14 protein-coding genes are annotated in these 16,556 nt (G+C 60.3%); 12 read left to right on the forward strand and 2 right to left on the reverse strand.

The window, feature by feature from the left end; genetic code table 11:
• Window positions 1-21: 21 nt before the first annotated feature.
• The 7 genes from ACRZ9X_RS01805 to mdoH all read left to right on the forward strand — a co-directional run bounded on the left by ACRZ9X_RS01805 (window position 22) and on the right by mdoH (window position 9,508).
• Window positions 22-480: a DUF302 domain-containing protein gene (locus ACRZ9X_RS01805; protein ID WP_480515600.1), complete on the forward strand. Its 459-nt coding sequence runs from the start codon at window positions 22-24 to the stop codon at window positions 478-480.
• A 78-nt stretch (window positions 481-558) separates the two neighbouring features.
• Window positions 559-2,178 (forward strand): thiamine pyrophosphate-binding protein, encoded by a 1,620-nt coding sequence (locus tag ACRZ9X_RS01810; protein ID WP_480515602.1) that lies wholly within the window; start codon window positions 559-561, stop codon window positions 2,176-2,178.
• Complete coding sequence (locus ACRZ9X_RS01815) at window positions 2,165-3,349, forward strand: CaiB/BaiF CoA transferase family protein (RefSeq protein ID WP_480515604.1); 1,185 nt, start codon at window positions 2,165-2,167, stop codon at window positions 3,347-3,349. Before ACRZ9X_RS01810 ends, ACRZ9X_RS01815 begins: the two co-directional genes overlap by 14 nt.
• Window positions 3,350-3,530: 181 nt before the next feature.
• Window positions 3,531-4,901, forward strand: coding sequence for a tetratricopeptide repeat protein (locus tag ACRZ9X_RS01820; protein ID WP_480515605.1), 1,371 nt, complete (start codon window positions 3,531-3,533; stop codon window positions 4,899-4,901).
• Between the two features lie 28 nt (window positions 4,902-4,929).
• Window positions 4,930-6,147: an OpgC family protein gene (locus ACRZ9X_RS01825; RefSeq protein ID WP_480515607.1), complete on the forward strand. Its 1,218-nt coding sequence runs from the start codon at window positions 4,930-4,932 to the stop codon at window positions 6,145-6,147.
• Window positions 6,144-7,643 carry an OpgD/OpgG family glucan biosynthesis protein gene (locus ACRZ9X_RS01830; RefSeq protein ID WP_480515609.1) on the forward strand — a complete coding sequence of 500 codons (1,500 nt, stop codon included), beginning with the start codon at window positions 6,144-6,146 and terminating at the stop codon, window positions 7,641-7,643. The genes ACRZ9X_RS01825 and ACRZ9X_RS01830 overlap by 4 nt, the downstream gene beginning before the upstream one ends.
• Window positions 7,640-9,508: a glucans biosynthesis glucosyltransferase MdoH gene (gene mdoH / locus ACRZ9X_RS01835; RefSeq protein WP_480515611.1), complete on the forward strand. Its 1,869-nt coding sequence runs from the start codon at window positions 7,640-7,642 to the stop codon at window positions 9,506-9,508. Before ACRZ9X_RS01830 ends, mdoH begins: the two co-directional genes overlap by 4 nt.
• 1 nt (window position 9,509) lies before the next feature.
• Here the strand turns inward: mdoH and ACRZ9X_RS01840 are convergent, their stop codons facing one another.
• Together ACRZ9X_RS01840 and ACRZ9X_RS01845 are read right to left on the reverse strand one after the other, a co-directional pair.
• Complete coding sequence (locus ACRZ9X_RS01840) at window positions 9,510-10,325, reverse strand: CE1 family esterase (protein ID WP_480515613.1); 816 nt, start codon at window positions 10,323-10,325, stop codon at window positions 9,510-9,512.
• Window positions 10,322-10,813 (reverse strand): rhodanese-like domain-containing protein, encoded by a 492-nt coding sequence (locus tag ACRZ9X_RS01845; RefSeq protein ID WP_480515615.1) that lies wholly within the window; start codon window positions 10,811-10,813, stop codon window positions 10,322-10,324. The genes ACRZ9X_RS01840 and ACRZ9X_RS01845 overlap by 4 nt, the downstream gene beginning before the upstream one ends.
• 203 nt (window positions 10,814-11,016) lie before the next feature.
• Here ACRZ9X_RS01845 and ACRZ9X_RS01850 point away from each other — a divergent pair, with 203 nt between their 5' ends.
• Genes ACRZ9X_RS01850 through ACRZ9X_RS01870 form a run of 5 tightly spaced genes read left to right on the forward strand, consistent with a single transcriptional unit; the run spans window position 11,017 to window position 16,553 of the window.
• Window positions 11,017-13,887 carry a monovalent cation/H+ antiporter subunit A gene (locus tag ACRZ9X_RS01850; protein ID WP_480515617.1) on the forward strand — a complete coding sequence of 957 codons (2,871 nt, stop codon included), beginning with the start codon at window positions 11,017-11,019 and terminating at the stop codon, window positions 13,885-13,887.
• Window positions 13,887-14,246: a Na+/H+ antiporter subunit C gene (locus tag ACRZ9X_RS01855; RefSeq protein WP_480515619.1), complete on the forward strand. Its 360-nt coding sequence runs from the start codon at window positions 13,887-13,889 to the stop codon at window positions 14,244-14,246. The genes ACRZ9X_RS01850 and ACRZ9X_RS01855 overlap by 1 nt, the downstream gene beginning before the upstream one ends.
• On the forward strand, window positions 14,243-15,787 hold the full coding sequence (locus ACRZ9X_RS01860; protein WP_480515621.1) for a monovalent cation/H+ antiporter subunit D: 1,545 nt from the start codon (window positions 14,243-14,245) through the stop codon (window positions 15,785-15,787). Before ACRZ9X_RS01855 ends, ACRZ9X_RS01860 begins: the two co-directional genes overlap by 4 nt.
• On the forward strand, window positions 15,784-16,284 hold the full coding sequence (locus tag ACRZ9X_RS01865) for a Na+/H+ antiporter subunit E (protein ID WP_480515623.1): 501 nt from the start codon (window positions 15,784-15,786) through the stop codon (window positions 16,282-16,284). Before ACRZ9X_RS01860 ends, ACRZ9X_RS01865 begins: the two co-directional genes overlap by 4 nt.
• Window positions 16,281-16,553: a K+/H+ antiporter subunit F gene (locus ACRZ9X_RS01870; protein WP_480515625.1), complete on the forward strand. Its 273-nt coding sequence runs from the start codon at window positions 16,281-16,283 to the stop codon at window positions 16,551-16,553. Before ACRZ9X_RS01865 ends, ACRZ9X_RS01870 begins: the two co-directional genes overlap by 4 nt.
• The last annotated feature ends 3 nt before the right edge of the window (window positions 16,554-16,556 follow it).

Genomic DNA, 16,556 nt, shown 5'->3' on the forward strand with positions numbered 1-16,556 from the left:
CCGTCACAGGAGGGCCAACAGATGAAAGCACTTTCGATCGCACTTGCCTTGCTGGCCCTGCCCGCCTCGGCACAACAGCCACTGTCAGGCTGGGCCTCCTATCCGACCGACAAGTCTTATGACCAACTGGTCGCGGACACGCGGGCTGCGGTCAAGGCGAACGGCCTGATCGTGGTCACGCAGGCCGGCCCGACCAAAGCCGCCGCGTCGCGTGGCATCACCATTCCTGGCAACCGGGTGATCGGCGTTTTCAATAACGATTACGCTGTTCGGGTGCTGGAAACCTCGGTGAACGCGATGATCGAGGCTCCAATCCGCTTTTACGTGACCGAAAATGACAATGGCACAGCCACTTTGTCCTACAAGACTCCAAGCTTCGTCTTTGCGCCCTATGTCCCTGAAGGCGGGGAACCCCTGCGGGATATAGCGGAAGAACTGGACGGCAAATTTCAAACGATAGCTGAAACGGCAGTCAAATAGTCACACTGGCGTGATCCGCCTTGCGTCCGGGACGGTCCTCCGCAATCTGCTGTGAAACACTTTCTCGGAGCATAACTGATGCAGGACCTCTCGCCGCGCGCTGCGGATCTTCTGGCCCAACGCCTGTACGAGGCCGGGTGTCGCCACGCCTTCGGCATGCCCGGGGGCGAGGTCCTGACATTGGTCGACGCGCTGGAGCAGGCCGGGATCACCTTCCACCTGACCAAACATGAAAACGCCGCCGGGTTCATGGCCGAGGCTGTGCACCACCGCGATGGCGCGCCCGCGATACTGGTGGCCACGCTTGGCCCCGGTGCGATGAACGGGATCAACGTGGTGGCCAACGCGTTGCAGGACCGGGTGCCGATGATCGTGCTGACCGGCTGCGTGGATGCGGATGAGGCACTGACCTATACGCATCAGGTCATGGATCATGCACAGGTCTTTCGTTCGATCACCAAGGGAACGTTTACGCTGACCGCCAAGGGTGCGGATATCGTGGCGGATAAGGCGGTTACACTGGCCAACCAGCCGCGCCCCGGCCCGGTGCATATCGACGTGCCGATCTCGGTTGCCGACACGCGTGTGTCCGGTGTGAAACCACGCCGCCGCGCCATGATTGCCGCCGTCGCACCCGAGGGGAACTGTGTCGAAAAGGCCCGCCGCTGGGTCTCCGAAGCAGAACGTCCCATCGCGATTGTCGGTTTGGATGTCTTGTATGACGAGTCGCGTAACGTGGTGCAGGCGTTTCTGGAACATTTCAATATTCCCTTTGTGACCACCTACAAAGCCAAAGGCGTTGTATCTGAGGATCATCCGCTATGTCTTGGCGGTGCCGGGCTTTCTCCGCTGGCTGACAAACATCTGGTGCCACTGGTCGAGCAATCCGATCTGGTTTTGTGTCTGGGATATGACCCGATCGAGATGCGTCCCGGCTGGCGCGAAATCTGGGACCCCGACGAAAAGCGGGTCATCGATATCTCGGCTGTGCCCAACGACCATTATATGCATCAGGCGGGCTTGAATCTGGTGGCGCATACCGGGGCCACGCTTGAGGCCATCGCCAAAGGCAACGCTGCCCGCACAACATGGCCCGGTGGTGAACCTGCACTGGTCAAAGCCGCACTCGCCCGGGCGTTCCCGACCGATGAGGGCTGGGGCCCCGCCGCCGTGATCGCAGAAACCCGCGCCGTGCTTCCATCCGACACGCTGGCCACAGCCGACAGCGGCGCACACCGCATTTTGCTGAGCCAGATGTGGGCGTGTACCGAAGAACGCGGGCTGATCCAGTCCTCGGCGCTGTGTACCATGGGTTGCGCCGTGCCAATGGCCATCGGATTGAAACTGGCCGAGCCGAACCGCCCGGTGATCAGCTTTTCAGGCGATGCCGGTTTCCTGATGGTCGCGGGCGAGCTTTCGACCGCCGCCGAGATGGGCGGCAACCCGATCTTTCTGGTTTTTGTCGACGCCAGCCTTGCGCTGATCGAGCTGAAACAGCGCCAGCGCCAGATGGGCAACACAGGTGTGGATTTCGACCGCCACGACTTTGCCGCGATGGGCCGCGCCTTTGGTGGGAACGGCCACACCGTGCGCAACCGTGACGAGTTGCGTGCCGCGTTGAAAGCTGCTGTATCTGCAGATAATTTCACCGTCATTGCCGCTGAAATCGACCGTGGAGGTTATGATGGCCGGATCTGAGGGGCCGTTGAAGGGCGTCAAGGTACTCGACCTGTCGCGGATTCTTGCCGGGCCGACCTGCACGCAGTTGCTGGGGGATCTGGGCGCCAGCGTCATCAAGATCGAAAACCCGGCGACAGGTGGCGACGATACCCGGCAATGGGGACCGCCCTACGTGACGGATGCTGATGGGAACCCGTCGGACCTCAGTGCTTATTTCATGTCGGCCAACCGTAACAAGAAATCGGTGGCCATCGATATAACCACTGCCGAAGGTCAGGCCGAAATCCGGCGGCTGGCCGGGCACGCCGATATTCTGATCGAGAATTTCAAACCCGGTGGCCTGGCCAAATACGGGTTGGATTACGAATCCCTGTCGCAAGCGTATCCCGGCCTCGTCTATTGTTCGATCTCGGGCTACGGGCAAGACGGGCCAAACGCGTCAAAACCGGGTTATGACCTTATGGCGCAGGGCTATGGCGGCATCATGTCCCTGACCGGCGACCCTGACGGTGCACCGATGAAAGTGGGCGTGGGCATCGCGGATGTCATGTGCGGCATGTATGCAAGCGTCGGCATTCTGGCCGCGCTGCGTCACCGGGACCAGACCGGAGAAGGCCAGCAGATCGATCTGGCGCTGGTTGATGCGCAGGTTGCGTGGCTGATCAACGAGGGCGTGAATTACCTGACCTCGGGCCATGTCCCGCAGCGCCGGGGCAATGGCCATCCCAACATTGTCCCATATGATGTCTATGAAACAGCGGACGGTCACGTGATCCTTGCGGTCGGCAACGACAGCCAGTTCTCCCGTTTTTGCGACTTTATCGGGCGTCCGGACCTGGCCGAAGACGCCCGGTTTGCAACCAACCCGGCTCGGCTGGAAAACCGCGACGCTCTGAATGCAGTTTTGCGTCCGGCGGTAAAGGCTTACGATACGTCCAGCGTCATTTCCGAACTGGAATCCCGCAAAGTCCCAGTAGGTCCGGTTCAAACCGTTGATCAGGTCTTTGCGACCGATCAGGTTGCCGCGCGCCAGATGCAGATCGCAATGCAGGCCGCACCGGCCAAAGTTCAGCTGATCGGGAATCCTCTCAAACTGTCGCGCACACCGGTAACATATCGCACCGCACCACCCGTCTTTGGGGCCGACACCAAGGCCGTTCTAAGCGCCGAAAACCCGTTTGAAGATTGAAACACTCTGCCTAATTCGGCGGCATGTTGCTGAAACATGCCGTTGAATCGGCGGTTTTTTTCACGTTTTGCACACACATGCTTTCACCAATTCGAGAGCAAGGTCGATACTGATACGACCCCGCTAGAGTCTCTGATAAGTCGAATATTGTAAAAAACCGCAAGTGGAATGGACCTCGAGCATGAAACAAGACGTTTTTGGACAGATGAACACCATCAGCCAAACGACGAGTGTCGAGGCGTGGAACGGTGTTCTGCTCGGGTTCATGGCGCATGCAGCGGTCACGCCTCAACATCTGGGAAAGGTGCTGGAGCTTGAGCCCGACTTTGCGTTGGGTCATGCGGTCAAAGGCCTGTTCATGGTACTTCTGGGCCGTCGCGAGATGATCTATGTGGCCGTCGACTCCCTCGCCGCTGCCAACGCTGCGATGGAGCGTCAGTCGATTTCGGCGCGCGAGCGGCTGTATGTCGATGCGCTGTCTTTGTGGCTGGCCGGTCAACAGAGCCAGGCGGTTCAGAAATTCGAAGCAATCCTGCGCGATCATCCGCAGGATTCGCTTGCGATGAAACTTAGCCATGCCACCCGGTTCGTACTGGGGGACGCGCAAGGCATGCGCCGCTCGATCGAGCGCGTGATGCCCGCCTATGCGCCCGATCATGCCGGGCGCGGGTATTTGCTGGGATGCCACGCGTTTGCGCTTGAGGAAACCGGCGCTTACGAGAAGGCCGAGATTGCAGGCCGTCAGGCGCTGTGGATGGCTTCGGACGATGCCTGGGGTCTTCACGCCGTGGCGCATGTGCATGACATGACCGGCAACGCCGCGCAGGGTCTGGACTGGCTGTCGGGCCGGGAACAGGCCTGGGCGCATTGCAACAACTTCCGCTATCATGTCTGGTGGCACAAGGCCCTGATGCATCTGGATCTGGGTCAGGTCGATCAGGTGATGGAGCTGTATGATCACCAGATCCGGAAGGACAAGACCGGCGATTACCGCGACATCTCGAACGCGACCTCGTTGTTGTCACGGCTAGAACTGGAAGGCGTGAATGTGGGTGACCGCTGGGAAGAGCTGGCGGACCTCAGCGCCGCCCGGACCGAGGATGGCTGCCTGATCTTTGCCGACCTGCACTATCTGCTGGCCCTGACCGGCGATAACCGCCCCGATGCCACCGCCCGAATGCTGGGTCGTATCCACAAGGATGCGCAACAGTCCAAGGACGACACTGCCCGCCGCATGGCCGATCCGGGTCTGGCTGCGGCCCGGGGGCTTGAGGCCTTCGGCGACGGCCAGTATGACACTGCCTTCACCCACCTGTCCGCTGCTCGCGGATCGATGCAACTGGCCGGTGGCAGCCACGCCCAGCGCGATGTTTTTGAGCGCATCACCATCGATTCCGGTCTGCGTGCAGGGCGTCTGCATGATGTCGAACGCATCCTGGACGACCGCCGTGCCAAGCGCGCGGGTGGTGAGGACAACTATGCCCTGGCGCGCCGCGAACTGATAGCCGCGGCCCGCGACAGCGGAGGCGCGCAAAGCGTCCCCGCCGAATAACAAAAAGACTAAGAAGGACAGAACTCGTATGGCGACTGCATCGCCCGCTTCTGATTTTGCACCGGTGGCGGCCTCGGCGGCCACCCCTGCCCGCACGCGCGACCCTCGTCTGGATTTTTATCGAGGCATCGCGATGTTCATCATCCTGATTGCCCACATTCCGAACGACCCATGGGCCAAGTGGATACCGGCACGGTTCGGTTTCTCGGACGCGACCGAGATTTTTGTGTTCTGCTCGGGCATGGCCTCGGCCATTGCGTTTGGCGGCGCGTTTGCCCGCAGGGGGTGGTTGCTGGGAACCGCACGTGTGGCCTTCCGCATCTGGCAGGTCTATTGGGCGCATATCTGCCTGTTCTTCTTTGTGGCCATGTCGATGGCCGCGCTGGACCAGACGGGATTGTTTGAGAAAACCTATATCTCGTCCCTGAACCTGCAGCATTTTTTCAATGACCCTGCCCCGCAGATCGTTGGCCTGTTCACCCTGACCTATGTGCCGAACTATTTTGACATCCTGCCGATGTATCTGGTGGTTCTGGCGATGATGCCCCTTTTCATGGGCTTGCATCGCATAGGCTTCTGGGCGGTGGCTGCGGCCTCGGTCACGATCTGGCTGATCGCGCAGTTCGACTACCTTGATCTTCCGGCCGAGCCCTGGTCGGAACGGCAATGGTTCTTCAACCCCTTTGGCTGGCAGTTATTGTTCTTCACGGGCTTCGCCTTCATGCGGGGCTGGATTCCGGCACCGCCAGTGTCGAAAACCCTGATTTGGGCCGCAGCGCTGTTTCTGATCCTGTCGATGCCCTTCGGGTCCTGGAAAGTGTTCACCTGGATCAACGCGGGATTTCCGGATCTCGCCGATGAAATCCGCAAGGTCTGGCCCGTCACCAAGGAGTTCCGCAACAAATCCGACTTTGGCCTGTTCCGCTATATTCACTTCCTGTCGCTGGCTTATCTGGGCTGGGTTGTGGCAGGTGAACACGGCCACCGCCTGATCGCCACCGGCCACGGCGCGGCAGCGCGGGTCTGGCAGTTCCTGCTGACAGTGATCACCAAAGTGGGTCAGCAATCACTGGCGGTGTTCGTATTTTCCATGGCAGCAGCACGGCTTATCGGTGTTGGACTGGATCTGAGTGGGCGGGATGTTGCCAGTGTTTTCATCGCCAACATGATTGGCTTTGCCATGATCATCGGCGTGGCCTATCTGGCCGCGTGGTTTAAGTCTCATCCCTGGAAATCGAAGAAATGAATTTTACACGACGCGCATTTCTGGCATCCACCTCGGCCCTTGCCTTTGCTCCGGCCACGTTCGCCGTCGGCGGCGAGGTCCCCTTTGACCGTAACGACGTGATTGCGCTGGCCCGCGACATGGCCAGCCGACCCTATGCCGAGCGCGAAATGGTCCCGCAGGAATGGCAGGACCTGACGTATCAGCAGTACCGCTCGATCCGGTTCCGGCTTGACCGCGCGCTGTGGTACGAGACCGAGACACCCTTCAACGTCGATTTCTTCACTCCCGGCCTGTACTTCCCGCGCACCGTCAAAGTCTCGACGGTCGAGGACGGGATGACCACGCCTGTCAGCTTTGACTTGTCCATGTTCGACAAGTCCGAGGACGTGCCTCAACTGCCCATCGACGACACGCTGGGCTTTTCCGGCCTGCGCCTGCGCACTGAAATGCACCGTCCCGGCAAGACCGATGAATTCTGCGTCTGGCAGGGGGCCAGCTATTTCCGCGCCATTGGACTACACGAAGTTTACGGGCTGTCCGCGCGCGGTCTGGCGTTGAAAACCGGCGACCCGGATGGTGAGGAATTCCCCGAATTCATCCGTTTCTGGCTGGAACGTCCCAAACCGGGTCAGCGCGACATGGTCGTCCACGCCCTGATGGACAGCCCCAGCGTGACCGGAGCGTATCGGTTCAATGTCACAGCGGGTGCGGATTGCATCATGGATGTCGAGGCCACGTTGTTCCCCCGCGAAGAATTGCCTCATGTGGGCATCGCGCCCGGCACCTCGATGTTCCTGTTCGACCAGACCAACCACAGCCGGTTCGACGATTTCCGCCCCGCCGTGCATGACAGCGACGGGCTGCTCATCCGCAACGGGGCCGGAGAAGTGCTGTGGCGTCCGCTGGCCAACCCGACCCGACTGCAGATTTCCTCGTTTGTCGACCTGAACCCACGCGGGTTCGGCCTGATGCAGCGGAAACGCAAGTTCTCGGACTATGCCGATCTTGAGGCGAACTACCACAAGCGCCCCGGCCTGTGGGTCGAACCCAATGGCGATTGGGGCAAAGGCACCGTCACGCTGGTGGAAATTCCCGCCGATCAGGAAATCTATGACAATATCGTCGCGTATTGGCGCCCCGCGGAACCCTATGCGGCGGGCAGTCAGGTCGATCTGTCTTACCGTCTGATCTGGGGCGAAGAACCGCAACGCACGCCGATGCCGCGCGTGATCAACACCGCAATGGGCGAAAACACCTTTGGTGAGGGTCGACTGGCCGTCATCGACTTTGAAGACAGCGACCTGTTCGACGACCTCGAAGCGCTGACCATCTTTGTCGACTCGCCCCATGCCGAGACCTCGGATGGTGTTCTGCAACGCAACCCCGACACCGGTGGTATGCGTCTGGCTTTTTCCTTCCAACCCGGCGACCGCAACCATGTCGAGCTGCGCGCGCAGTTGTTGAAGGACAGACAACCTGCATCCGAAGTCTGGCTTTACCGTTGGACCACATGAGCCGCGATTTGCATATCATGCCGCCCGAGGCCCCTCTGGCGATGCCCGCGCAAAACTTCAGTGCCGGTTTTCGCGATGCACAGGTCCCGCAAGGCAAGCGCGCCTCAGCCGGATTCTGGCGCACGCTGGCGTTTTCGCCCGCGATGGTGGCCACGCTGGGGTTGCTTTGGGTTATGTCAGATTGGTTCGGGGCCGAAGGGATCAACCTTGTCGAAGGCATCCTGCTGGCGCTGATCTCGTTCAACTTCTTCTGGATATCCTTCACGGTCTGCACCGTGTTGCTGGGCATGGCGTCCCTGTCCCGCCAAGAACCGCCCAAGCGTCAGGGCCGCGCGCAGCCTCTGCGGGTTGCCCTGCTGATGCCGGTCTATAACGAGGTGCCATGGAACGTTCTGGGCAACGCCCGCACCATGCTGGAGGACCTGCAAAGGCGCGGCGGTCAGCACCACTATGCCATGTTCATCCTGTCCGATACGCGCGATCCTGAAATCGCCGCGCAGGAACAGGCCAGTATCGAGGCTTTGCGCACCACACTCGCGCCCGGACTGGAGCTGTACTACCGCAGGCGCGAAGAAAACACCGACCGCAAGGTTGGCAATATCGCCGATTGGGTCAGCCGGTGGGGGGGCGATTGGGACGCGATGCTGGTGCTGGATGCCGACAGCCTGATGACCGGTCGTGCCATCACCCGCCTGACCGACGCCCTGGCACGTGATCCCGGTGCCGGGCTGATCCAAAGCTACCCGCAACTGATCGGCGCGCAATCGGTCTTTGCTCGAATGCAGCAATTCGCCAATGGTGTCTATGGCATCGCCTTCGCCGAAGGTCTGGCCCGCTGGTGCGGGCAAGAGGGCAACTATTGGGGTCATAACGCCATCATTCGCACCCAGGCTTTTGCCTCAAGCGCCGGGCTTCCCAAGCTGCGTTCGTTCAGCGGTCAGGAAAAGCTGATCATGAGCCATGATTTCGTCGAGGCCGGCCTGCTGCGCCGCGCCGGTTGGGGCGTGCGTTTTCTGCCGCGCATCCGCGGGTCTTACGAGGAAACACCGCCTACGTTGATCGACCACGCCTTGCGCGACCGGCGCTGGTGTCAGGGCAATCTGCAACATCTCAAGCTGCTGGGCTCGACCGGGTTCCGGGCCGTGTCGCGTTTTCACATGTTCCACGGTGCAGTCGGCTATCTGATGTCCCCACTGTGGTTTGCATTGCTGGTGATGTGGGCGCTGATCGGTCAGGGCGAAGACGCCTCGGTCCTGTATTATTTCAGCCCTGATAACCCGCTGTTCCCTCAATGGCCCGAGATGTCAGAGACCCGGCATGTTCTGATCATTCTTGTAATGTATGCGATGCTGCTGGCCCCCAAGGTGCTGGGTGTTCTGGCCCTGCCGCTGAGCGGGGTGCGTTATGCCGAGTTTGGCGGCGGTGGCAAGTTCCTGACCTCATTCCTGGCCGAGGTCCTGCTGTCGATCCTTTATGCCCCGATCCTGATGGTCCAGCAGATGATCGCCGTGTTCCGCACCGCATTTGGCGTGCAAAACGGCTGGTCTCCGCAGGCACGCGATGGCGGCAGCTACAGCCTGCGCACGTTGGTTCTGTGTCACATTCTGGAAACCGTCAGTGGCATTGCGCTGAGCGTTGGTATTCTGTCGGGGCTGGTATCAATCTGGTTGGCGCCCATTGCCGTCAGCCTGGCGCTGGCGATCCCGCTTTCGGCGCTCAGCGGTGTCTCATCCGGGCCTGCGCGGCGTATGATGGGCATGAAAGAGGACGTGCGTGAACCCGCCATCACCCGGTCCGCCCGTCGTCATCGGGATGAATTGAAACGCCTGATCGAGGGCAAAGGCGTGATGACCCCGGCCGAGTGACCTAACCGCCCGGCAAACCTTCGTACCAATCCACCATCATGTCCGACCAGCCTTTGGGGACCGTGTGACCGCCCGGAAACAGCGCAAATTCCAGCGCGCCGCCCTCTGCACATCCGGCCCAGTACCGGCGCATGAACTGGCCGGTGGTGGAAAAGCCACTGGGTTTGGTGTCGGCGCATTCATTGGCGACGCGCCAGATTTCCAGCCCTGCAAAGATATCACCCTGATGGAAACGTCCGCCACCAAGGATACGTCCTTCCAGCGGAACGACGTTATCCGTCCAGCCATGCGTGTGGAACATCCGTACCGGCCCATCGCAGCTTTGCGGGTCGGGACGCCAGAACCCGCCTGATACAGGCACATAGGCCGAAAAGGTTTCAGGGGCCGCACAGGCGAGGTAATAAACCATGAACGCGCCCGCCGAAAACCCGCCCAGGACAACCCGATCAGGATCGATACCAAACCGGTCCGACGCATCCTGCACGGCTTCGGTCAAAAAGGCGGTCTCATCCCGCCCTTCCCAGCCCGGAAAGAAGTTCCAGCTTTGACGACCATTGCGCTCGGACCCTTCGGGGGCCATCACCGCATAGCCACGCGCCAGCAACGGTGCGACCATGCGACGGTTCTTCAAAGTTCCGGTCGCAGTGCCGCCATACCCGTGCAGAAACACGACCAGAGGCGGCTTGTCGGCGTCGGGCAATTCAATGTGATAGCCCCCCGACGCGGTTTCGCACATCCCCTCCTGGTCGGCGCAAGCAGCCAGACCCACTTGACCGGTCACGGCGAAGGCTGCCGCCAGAGACACAGCCCGGATCATTGCGAGGCCTCATCATAATCGCGCACCGGCAAACCGGAACGAACCCAGCCCGGCCCCGCCGCCGATCCCAACATACCTTCGGGTACATCAATGATATTGGTGAACCCGGCCTGCGTCAGACGATTGCTCATCCGGGCCGACCGCACGCCGCGCGCGCAGATCAAAGCAACCGGTGCGCCGTGATTGCCGTCGACAAGATCAGACAGAACCTCTTCGAAGTCATCGCGCCGCATATCCAGCGGATAGGCCCCTTCCCCCACTCCGGACGCGCGCCACTCGCGCGGGGTGCGGATGTCGATCAGCAGGATGTCACCCGAGGCCGCTGCATCATGGGCATCTTGCACTCTGAGCTGACCACCGGCATAGGCTGGCGGAATCAAACGGTATTCGCGGATTGCAAAGCCGCCGGCGACGGCTGCGGCCCCGCCCAGCACGATCCACCGGCGTGTTCGATTAATCCTGTTTGGCAAACCGCGTCCTCCTGTCATCTCGCCGCATTTCTAGCACAGCCAAGCGATGGTTTGTGCCTCAAAAACGGAGAGATCGATCAAGATCATGTCAGGTTTCAGCAAGAAAATGTTGCAGGCGCCGAGCTCTAGAGCTTGCGCGATCACTTGCAACATCTGGACAGTTAGAAAATTATCTTTACAAAATCAGGATCACATCGACCGCCCAGACCGGAGTATCGCACTTGTCCCTATTCCTCATCGCGGCCCTTCCCTTTCTTGGCGCTGTCTTTCCAGCCCTTCTGATCAGGGCAGGACGAAACGCAGCTGCCTCGGCAGCAGGTCTGACAACATTTATGGCGCTGGCCGGTTTGTTCATCCACATCCCCTCGGTCATGCGCGGAGATGTGGTGACCGCACGGTTCGACTGGATACCGGGCCTTGGCCTGAACGCCAATTTCATGCTGGACGGGCTTGGGTTCCTGTTTGCGCTGCTCATCCTCGGGATCGGTTTGCTGATTATCCTGTACGCACGCTTCTACCTGTCGCGCGAAGATCCGATGGGGCAGTTTTATACCTATCTGCTGCTGTTTCAGGGCGCGATGGTGGGTATTGTTCTGTCGGACAACATCCTGCTTCTACTTATTTTCTGGGAGCTTACGTCGCTCAGCTCATTCTTGCTAATCGGCTATTGGAAACACCTGCCCGAGGGACGGCAAGGCGCGCGCATGGCGTTGGCCGTTACCGGATCGGGCGGGTTGGCGATGATCGCGGGCATGCTGATCCTGGGCAATATCGTGGGCTCTTATGATCTGAGCGTTATTCTGCAAAACAAAGAGCTGATCCAGGCTTCGCCGTATTACCTGCCAGCGCTGATCCTGATCCTGCTGGGCTGTTTCACCAAATCGGCGCAATTCCCGTTCCATTTCTGGCTGCCGCACGCCATGGCCGCGCCTACGCCGGTATCGGCCTATCTGCACTCGGCCACCATGGTGAAAGCGGGCCTGTTCCTGATGGCGCGGATGTGGCCGGTGCTGGCGGGGACCGAGGCGTGGTTCTACATCGTGGCCACCACGGGGCTGATCACCATGCTGATTGGCGCAGTGATCGCGCTGTTCAAGGACGACCTCAAGGCGCTGCTGGCCTTTTCCACCGTGTCGCATCTGGGACTGGTCACCATGCTGCTGGGCTTTGGCACCAAATTCGCCGCCGTCGCGGCCGTGTTCCACATCATCAACCACGCGACGTTCAAAGCCGCCCTGTTTATGACCGCCGGGATCGTAGACCACGAAACCGGTACCCGCGACATCAAGCGACTGGGCGGGTTGCGGCATCTGATGCCGATCACATTCACCATCGGAACTATCGCGGCGCTGTCCATGGCAGGTCTGCCGCCACTGAACGGGTTCCTGTCAAAGGAAATGATGCTTGAGGAAACCACCCACACCACATGGCTGCATTCGCATTATCTGGTTCCCGGTCTTGCCGTTTTGGCTGCACTATTTTCAGCGGCCTATTCCTTCCGCTTTGTCAGCCATGTCTTCCTGGGCCCCAAACGTGCCGAGTATCCCGCGCATCCGCACGACCCGCCTGTCGGACTGTGGCTGGCTCCGGCGTTCCTGGTGGTGCTGGTCGTCCTGATTGGGCTGTATTCCAAAGCCATCGTCGGCCCTCTGGTCGCGGTGGTGGCAGGCGCGGTCATTGGTGGGGAAAAGCTGCCTTATTATTCGCTGAAACTGTGGCACGGCTTCACACCGGCGCTTTATATGTCAGTGGTTGCGACGCTGGGCGGCCTGTTCCTGCTTTCCCTGCACAGACGCGGCGAGCAGATCTGGAACACCCTGCCCCGCCCCGAGGCCAAGGTGATCTTCGAGGCGGTGATTCACGCCCTGACCCAACTCAGCCGCTGGATCACCGACGGGCTGCATAACGGCGTTCTCAGCCGCTATGCGGCCATCATGATCGTGTTCACGGTCGGGCTTGGGTATTACGGCTATTACACCGGTACAATCGGGATCGAAACGCGTGTTCCACTGCCCGCCCCGATCATCCCGATCATTGGCTGGATCTGTCTTGTGGGCGCGACGATCGCAATCATGTGGTTCCACCGCAACCGTTTGCTGTCGCTGGTATTGATCGGTGTGGTCGGCCTGATCGTCTCGATGGCCTTCAACTATCTCTCGGCGCCAGATCTGGCCCTGACGCAGATCTCGGTCGAGGTGGTGACGATGATCCTGCTTCTGCTGTCGCTGAACTTCCTGCCTACCGATACACCCTGGGACAGCAGCGCCGCCCGGCGGTGGCGCGACGCAGCCATCTCGGTGGTCGCGGGGATCGGGACGGGTGCGCTGATCTATGCCCTGATGTTGCGCGATTTCGCCTTCCCGACAATCTCGGAATTCCATCTGGCCAACTCTTACAAAGGCGGCGGCGGCACCAACGTCGTGAACGTGATCCTCGTGGATTTCCGTGGCTTTGATACGTTTGGCGAGATCATCGTTCTGGGCATCGCCGCGCTGATCATCTTTGCCCTGACTGAATCCGTGCTGGGCAGCAACGTGCGCGCGTATCTTCTGAACCGCAAACCGCATTGGCCCCAGTCGGGGGATTCACACCCGCTGATGATGGTGGTTGCGACCCGCGTGATGATGCCCATCGCGCTGATGGTCGGTGCTTATATCTTCTTCCGGGGCCACAACCAGCCGGGCGGCGGGTTCATCGCGGGTCTGATCGTGGCGATTGCCTTCCTGATGCAGTACATGGCCAGTGGCTACACCTGGGCGATTGAGCGGCAGCGGTTCTATTACCACGGCACAATCGGCTGGGGTGTCCTGATTGCGGCAGCCACCGGGATTGGCGCGTGGTTCAATGACCGCCCGTTCCTGACCAGCGATTTCGGCTATATTCACTGGCCGCCGCTAGAAGAGTTTGAATGGGCCACCGCAATCCTGTTCGATACCGGCGTATTCCTTGCTGTTCTGGGTGCGGTGATGCTTGCGCTGGACAGCCTGTCGCGCTTTGCATGGCAACCGGGCATGGCACAGGAATTCCCGATGGACATCAATCCGCTGCGGGATGATCCGCCAGAAGAAGACAACGAGAAGGAGCCGGCCTGATGGAAGCGCTTGTAGCCTCTGCCGTGGGCGTGATGACCGCCGCCGGGATTTTCCTGATCCTGCGCCGCCGTACGTTCCCCGTCATTCTGGGCCTGTCTCTGATCACCTATGCGGTGAACGTTTTCCTGTTCGCCACCGGGCGGCTCGCCCTGGACGCGCCCGCCGTTCTGAACAAGTACAAGGACGTGCCATACACCGATCCGCTGCCGCAGGCGCTGGTGCTGACTGCCATTGTGATCTCGTTCGGCATGACGGCGGTGATCGTGATGATCGCGCTCAGCGCATATCTGTCGGCCAAGGATGACCATATCGACATGGCCGCCCACGACAGCACGGACGCTTCGGGAGAAGACGCATGAATCACTGGATCGTTGCGCCGATCGTCCTGCCCGCGATCCTGGCCCCGTTCATCATCATGGTGCTGCGTTACCATCTGGACCTGCAGCGCATCTTTTCGGTCGCGGGTGTTGTCGGCCTGCTGGGCGTCGCCCTGACCATCACCGCACAGGCCACCGGCGGGGATATTCAGGTTTATGAACTCGGAGACTGGCCCGCCCCGTTCGGGATTGTCATGGTTCTGGACCGGCTCTCGGCCATGATGGTTCTGCTGACGGCGCTGTTGGCTCTGCCGATTGTGCTGTATGCCATTGCCTCGGGCTGGGATGAACGCGGCAAACACTTTCACGCCCTGTTCCACTTCCAGCTTATGGGTGTGTGCGGCGCGTTCCTGACCGGTGACGCATTTAACCTGTTCGTGTTCTTCGAGGTTCTGCTGATCGCGTCTTATGGTCTGATGACCCATGGTGGCGGTGCGGTGCGGCTCAAGGCCGGTGTGCAGTACGTGGCCTATAACCTGCTGGGCTCGACTCTGTTCCTGTTTGCCCTCGGCACGCTCTATGCGGTGACCGGGACATTGAACATGGCGGATATGGCGGTGCGCGTGGCGGAAATCCCGGCCGAGGATACCGCCCTTTTGCGCGTAGGTGCTGTTTTGCTGCTGCTGGTGTTCTGCATCAAAGCGGCCGTCTTGCCGTTGCATTTCTGGCTGCCTGCCAGCTACGCCAACGCCCCGCTGCCGGTCGCAGCGCTGTTTGCGATTATGACCAAGGTCGGGGCTTATTCGATCCTGCGGATGTATACGCTGGCCTTTGGTCCCGAGGTTGAGGTGACACAGGGCCTTGTCGGATCATGGCTGCAACCCGCGGCGCTGGTGACCCTGGCTGTTGGAGCGATTGGCATTCTGGGATCAAAGCACATCGCCCGAATGGTCGCGTTCTGCGCCATCGCCTCAATGGGCACTCTGCTGATTGCCATTTCGCTGTTCAGCGAGACCGCAGCGGCAGCGGCACTGTACTACATCTTCCACTCGACGCTGGCGACGGCGCTGATGTTCCTTGTGGCTGATCTGGTGATGCAGCGCAGGGGCGGCGCGATTTCGCCCTCCAAACCCATGCCTCAGAGCGGCCTGATCTCAGCCCTGTTCTTCGTCGGAGCCATCGCTCTGGCCGGAATGCCGCCGCTGTCCGGCTTCATCGGCAAGCTGCTGGTGCTTGACGCCGCCCGGGATGCGCCGGATGCCAACGCGATCTGGGCCGTGATCCTGATCGGTTCCTTCATTACAATTGTCGGGCTAGCCCGCGCAGGAACCATGATCTTCTGGAAAAGCCACGACGCCCAGCACAACACCGAACCCGACCCCGAAAACGACGAAGAGGTCGTGGCTCTGCCCGCCCCTGAACCGCAACCTGGCCTCGCCTTTACCGCAGTGTTCGGCACCGTCGCGGGACTTGTGCTGTTGACCTTCTTTGCGGGGCCCGCGTTACAATATGCCAGCAAGACGGCCGCGCAATTGTATACGCCGGATGACTACATCTCAGCCGTATTGGGAGCGGACGAATGATCAGATTGCTTCACAGGATATTTCCGCACCCGCATCTGACAGTCCTGCTGACTTTTGTCTGGATTTTACTGGCAAATTCGCCTTCGCTGAACTCTCTGGTGTTTGGTCTGATCCTGGGAATCATCATTCCCTTCATCACCCAACCCTATTGGCCCGACCGCCCCAAGCTGCGCAACTGGCCCATGATCGTCGAATACATGCTGGTTGTTCTGTGGGATATCGTCATCGCCAACATCGCTGTTGCGCGGATCATATTGCTGAAACGTGACGCGGATCGAGAGCCGAACTGGGTCTGCATCCCGCTTGAGCTGCGCACGCCCGAAGCAATCACGGTGCTGGCCGGAACCATTACCATGACCCCGGGAACGGTCAGCTGCGATCTGTCTGCGCAAGGGCACAACCTTCTGGTTCACTGCCTTGATGCGCCCGATCCCGAAGCAGTTCGCGATCAGATCAAAGACCGGTACGAACGCAGGCTAAAGGAGATCTTCGAATGATCATGGACTATGCGATCTGGTTTACCTTCGCCTGCTTCGGAGCCGCCATCATGATGTGTCTGTGGCGGATCATCACAGCCGACGGTGTCGGGACCCGCGTTCTGGCGCTGGATACGATGGTGATCAACACGATTGCGTTGATGATCCTGTATGGCCTTGCCCTGGGAACCGAGATTTTCTTCGAATCCGCAATGATCATCGCCATGCTGGGCTTCGTTTCGACCGTGGCCTATGCGCGCTTCATGCTGCGCGGAAATATCATCGAGTGAGGG

The sequence above is a fragment of the Ruegeria sp. AL1 genome, assembly GCF_056540905.1.

Excerpts from the sequence above, each read along its gene's own strand:
- ACRZ9X_RS01840 (WP_480515613.1), bottom strand. The coding sequence starts at position 10,325 with ATGATCCGGGCTGTGTCTCTGGCGGCAGCCTTCGCCGTGACCGGTCAA.
- ACRZ9X_RS01810 (WP_480515602.1), top strand. The coding sequence starts at position 559 with ATGCAGGACCTCTCGCCGCGCGCTGCGGATCTTCTGGCCCAACGCCTG.
- mdoH (WP_480515611.1), top strand. The coding sequence starts at position 7,640 with ATGAGCCGCGATTTGCATATCATGCCGCCCGAGGCCCCTCTGGCGATG.
- ACRZ9X_RS01830 (WP_480515609.1), top strand. The coding sequence starts at position 6,144 with ATGAATTTTACACGACGCGCATTTCTGGCATCCACCTCGGCCCTTGCC.
- ACRZ9X_RS01815 (WP_480515604.1), top strand. The coding sequence starts at position 2,165 with ATGGCCGGATCTGAGGGGCCGTTGAAGGGCGTCAAGGTACTCGACCTG.
- ACRZ9X_RS01805 (WP_480515600.1), top strand. The coding sequence starts at position 22 with ATGAAAGCACTTTCGATCGCACTTGCCTTGCTGGCCCTGCCCGCCTCG.
- ACRZ9X_RS01855 (WP_480515619.1), top strand. The coding sequence starts at position 13,887 with ATGGAAGCGCTTGTAGCCTCTGCCGTGGGCGTGATGACCGCCGCCGGG.
- ACRZ9X_RS01860 (WP_480515621.1), top strand. The coding sequence starts at position 14,243 with ATGAATCACTGGATCGTTGCGCCGATCGTCCTGCCCGCGATCCTGGCC.
- ACRZ9X_RS01865 (WP_480515623.1), top strand. The coding sequence starts at position 15,784 with ATGATCAGATTGCTTCACAGGATATTTCCGCACCCGCATCTGACAGTC.
- ACRZ9X_RS01845 (WP_480515615.1), bottom strand. The coding sequence starts at position 10,813 with ATGACAGGAGGACGCGGTTTGCCAAACAGGATTAATCGAACACGCCGG.
- ACRZ9X_RS01825 (WP_480515607.1), top strand. The coding sequence starts at position 4,930 with ATGGCGACTGCATCGCCCGCTTCTGATTTTGCACCGGTGGCGGCCTCG.
- ACRZ9X_RS01870 (WP_480515625.1), top strand. The coding sequence starts at position 16,281 with ATGATCATGGACTATGCGATCTGGTTTACCTTCGCCTGCTTCGGAGCC.
- ACRZ9X_RS01820 (WP_480515605.1), top strand. The coding sequence starts at position 3,531 with ATGAAACAAGACGTTTTTGGACAGATGAACACCATCAGCCAAACGACG.